This window comes from Caballeronia arationis (assembly GCF_001544975.2).
GTDB classification, from domain to species: domain Bacteria; phylum Pseudomonadota; class Gammaproteobacteria; order Burkholderiales; family Burkholderiaceae; genus Caballeronia; species Caballeronia arationis.
On record NZ_FCOG02000349.1, the window covers coordinates 1 to 2,523 of the forward strand.

A 2,523-nucleotide genomic window follows, 5' to 3' on the forward strand; every position below is an offset into this window, starting at 1 on the left:
CTTTGCAGCGCAGCTTCCGCACCGCTGAGAAGGCCGTTAACACCTGGTGCGATCAGGTCAAAATCGCCGCGTAGAAACTTGACTCGACTGCTACAAGATCAATTCAGTCAAGGAATCTAGTGTCTACGCGTTTTGACACGGTCTGGGCCAAAAACGGTCATCGGGCTATCCATAGCAACGGACAGACGAACGTCTGCCTCACGTCAGAAAGCCGCCGTACATCTCGATTCGAAGTCTCGTAAACACTGAGATGCACTCCACGGAGCCTGCACGCTTTCAGAAGTGGGCCACAGAACGACAGTTCTCCAGCCACGAATGCCTGCTGGACTGTCCCCAGCCATAGCGGTGAGCATTGCGAGCGTTCATCCTTTCCCGACGCTCATGATCAGCGGGTGAACGTTGCGGCACCTGTCAGCGAGGCGGGGAGGGCCACGTGCTAAGAACGTAGTTTGCAAGCCCGTCAAGAACCTTCCTGGACGCCCCTGCTTTTGCCTGAACCGCCATACCCTGTGAAACAGCCATCACGAAGGATGCCAGATCGGTGCTATTCACAGATGACGGCAGGTCACGCTCGCGCTGTGCACGCTCCAACCGCCGCCGCAATGCCAGTTGCGTCGCAGCGCGACGCCGAACAAGTTCCTGCCGTATAGGCTCGGCATCGTCGGAGCATGCGAGAGCGCCATTTATCCCCAAGCAGCCGGGATGAGCTGAGTCCATTGTGTGCACGTTGGCAGAGCCTCGCAGAATACGCTCCACGACCTTCAAGGAAGTGGGCTCGTCCATGGCGTCAGCCATGAAGCCCATATGCTTGCTTTCATAGAGATCGAGCGCTTTCCGGAAAAGCGCTTCCTTGTTGCCAAAAGCCGAGTAGAGACCAGGGCGCGCGACACCCGTAGCTTCTGTCAAATCCTCAAACGAACTCCCCTCATAGCCTTTCTGCCAAAACACAGATAGTGCGGCTTCAAGTGCCTCAGTTTCATTAAATTCTCTGCGTCGCCCCATAGCACCCCCGTCGCATCGCACGATATTTCAAGAACGATCATTATAAAATTCTTGACGAACATCGCGCAATAACATACTGTTCGTTACGGTAACGAACGTTACTGTATTTCTGCGAATAGAGACGTTTCAAGGAACATGAATCGGTCCGCTGGTGGTGATTTGGAAACGAGGTCTTTACATCCATTAGCGAAGGGATCGCGATCGAGCGTGACTGCCTCATCGCCAGCGGGCGCCATATGTCTTTCAATACAAAGGAGTTCACGATGAGCAAGACACTTTCGGGCAAGGTGGCCCTCGTTACTGGCGGCTCGCGCGGTCTGGGCGCCGCAATCGCAGCGGCGTTAGCGGACCAGGGGGCCGATGTCGCAATCAGCTATGTCGCGTCCGAGGAAAAGGCGGCCTCCGTTGTCGAAGGGCTCAAGGCGAAGGGCGTGCGTGCTGTCGCGGTGCAGGCTGATCAAGGCGATCCCGCGGCATCCGAGCCGTTGATCCGGAAGGTGGTCGCGACCTTTGGCAAGCTGGACATCCTGGTCAACAACGCCGCTGTCGCCTGGCAGGGCAAGACCATTGACGATCCGGAAATCGACAATGCGGCGATGAATCGCCAGTGGATGATCAACACGATGGGCGTGATCGCCAATATCCGCGCAGCAGCCAAGGTGTTGCCGGAGGGAGGACGTATCATCTCGGTCGGCTCGGGCCTTGGCACGCGAGTCGCATTTCCTGGGACGACCGACTACGCGGCAACGAAGGCCGCTGTCATCGGCTACAGCAAGGGGGCGGCACGCGATCTCGGTCGGCGCAACATCACCGTGAACGTTGTTCAGGCCGGGGTGATGGACACCGATATGGCGGCCGGCGCAAAGAACAATCGTATGCGTCAGCGCATCCCGTCTTGAACACAGGTGCGTGCGGTGCGAAGGTATTGCCATCGTGACGTCGGAGCATTGCGATGGTCGACCCAACCGAAGAGACTGCGGGACCAAGGACATCGCGGCGTCCTCGGCAAGGCAAGGCATTCTGGCGCGAGATGGTCATGGCGTGGAAACGAAGCGGACTTGGCGCACGACGTTTCTGCCGAGAGCAAGGGCTGGCAGTCAGCACCTTCGGCTTGTGGCGCAAGAAGCTCGCGGGCGAGACAACTGCCCGGACGAGCCCGCTCGCCGTGACCCCGGATGCGACGTTTGTTGTTGCCCGTGAAGATGGTGAGCCAGAGCCGGTCGTGACGCACCCATCGACGTCGGCAGATGCGTCGTCGTCACGTGATCGCGTGACCATGTCGCTCGCCGGTGCTCGCATCGAACTGACCGGCGCACATGCCGAGCGCATCGTGCGCTTCGTGCTCGGACAACTCGGGGGTGCGCGGTGTTGATTGCGGCTGACGTTCGGGCCTACATCTGCCGTGAGCCGGTCGATATGCGCAAATCGATCGACACGCTGTCCCATCTGGTCGAACCGCTGCTGGCCCAGAAGCCTGCCTCGGGCAATTTGTTCGTGTTCGTGGGTCGGGACCGCACGAAG

General features: G+C 58.9%; 4 protein-coding genes. 3 read left to right on the top strand and 1 reads right to left on the bottom strand.

Annotation, left to right across the window (positions count from 1 at the left end):
- Positions 1-411 precede the first annotated feature (411 nt).
- Positions 412-1,002: a TetR/AcrR family transcriptional regulator gene (locus AWB81_RS41990; RefSeq protein ID WP_062644418.1), complete on the bottom strand. Its 591-nt coding sequence runs from the start codon at positions 1,000-1,002 to the stop codon at positions 412-414.
- A 263-nt stretch (positions 1,003-1,265) separates the two neighbouring features.
- On the opposite strand from AWB81_RS41990, the gene AWB81_RS41995 reads away from it, so the two are divergent.
- The 3 genes from AWB81_RS41995 to tnpB all read left to right on the top strand — a co-directional run.
- On the top strand, positions 1,266-1,901 hold the full coding sequence (locus AWB81_RS41995) for an SDR family NAD(P)-dependent oxidoreductase (protein ID WP_087135597.1): 636 nt from the start codon (positions 1,266-1,268) through the stop codon (positions 1,899-1,901).
- 137 nt (positions 1,902-2,038) lie between these two features.
- Positions 2,039-2,374, top strand: a complete 336-nt coding sequence (gene tnpA, locus AWB81_RS42000; RefSeq protein ID WP_235026228.1) for an IS66 family insertion sequence element accessory protein TnpA — start codon at positions 2,039-2,041, stop codon at positions 2,372-2,374.
- Between the two features lie 44 nt (positions 2,375-2,418).
- The coding region (tnpB, locus tag AWB81_RS49075) for an IS66 family insertion sequence element accessory protein TnpB (RefSeq protein ID WP_374730554.1) at positions 2,419-2,523 on the top strand (105 nt) is incomplete at its 3' end.

Excerpts from the sequence above, each read along its gene's own strand:
- AWB81_RS41990 (WP_062644418.1), bottom strand. The coding sequence starts at position 1,002 with ATGGGGCGACGCAGAGAATTTAATGAAACTGAGGCACTTGAAGCCGCA.
- AWB81_RS41995 (WP_087135597.1), top strand. The coding sequence starts at position 1,266 with ATGAGCAAGACACTTTCGGGCAAGGTGGCCCTCGTTACTGGCGGCTCG.
- tnpA (WP_235026228.1), top strand. The coding sequence starts at position 2,039 with ATGGCGTGGAAACGAAGCGGACTTGGCGCACGACGTTTCTGCCGAGAG.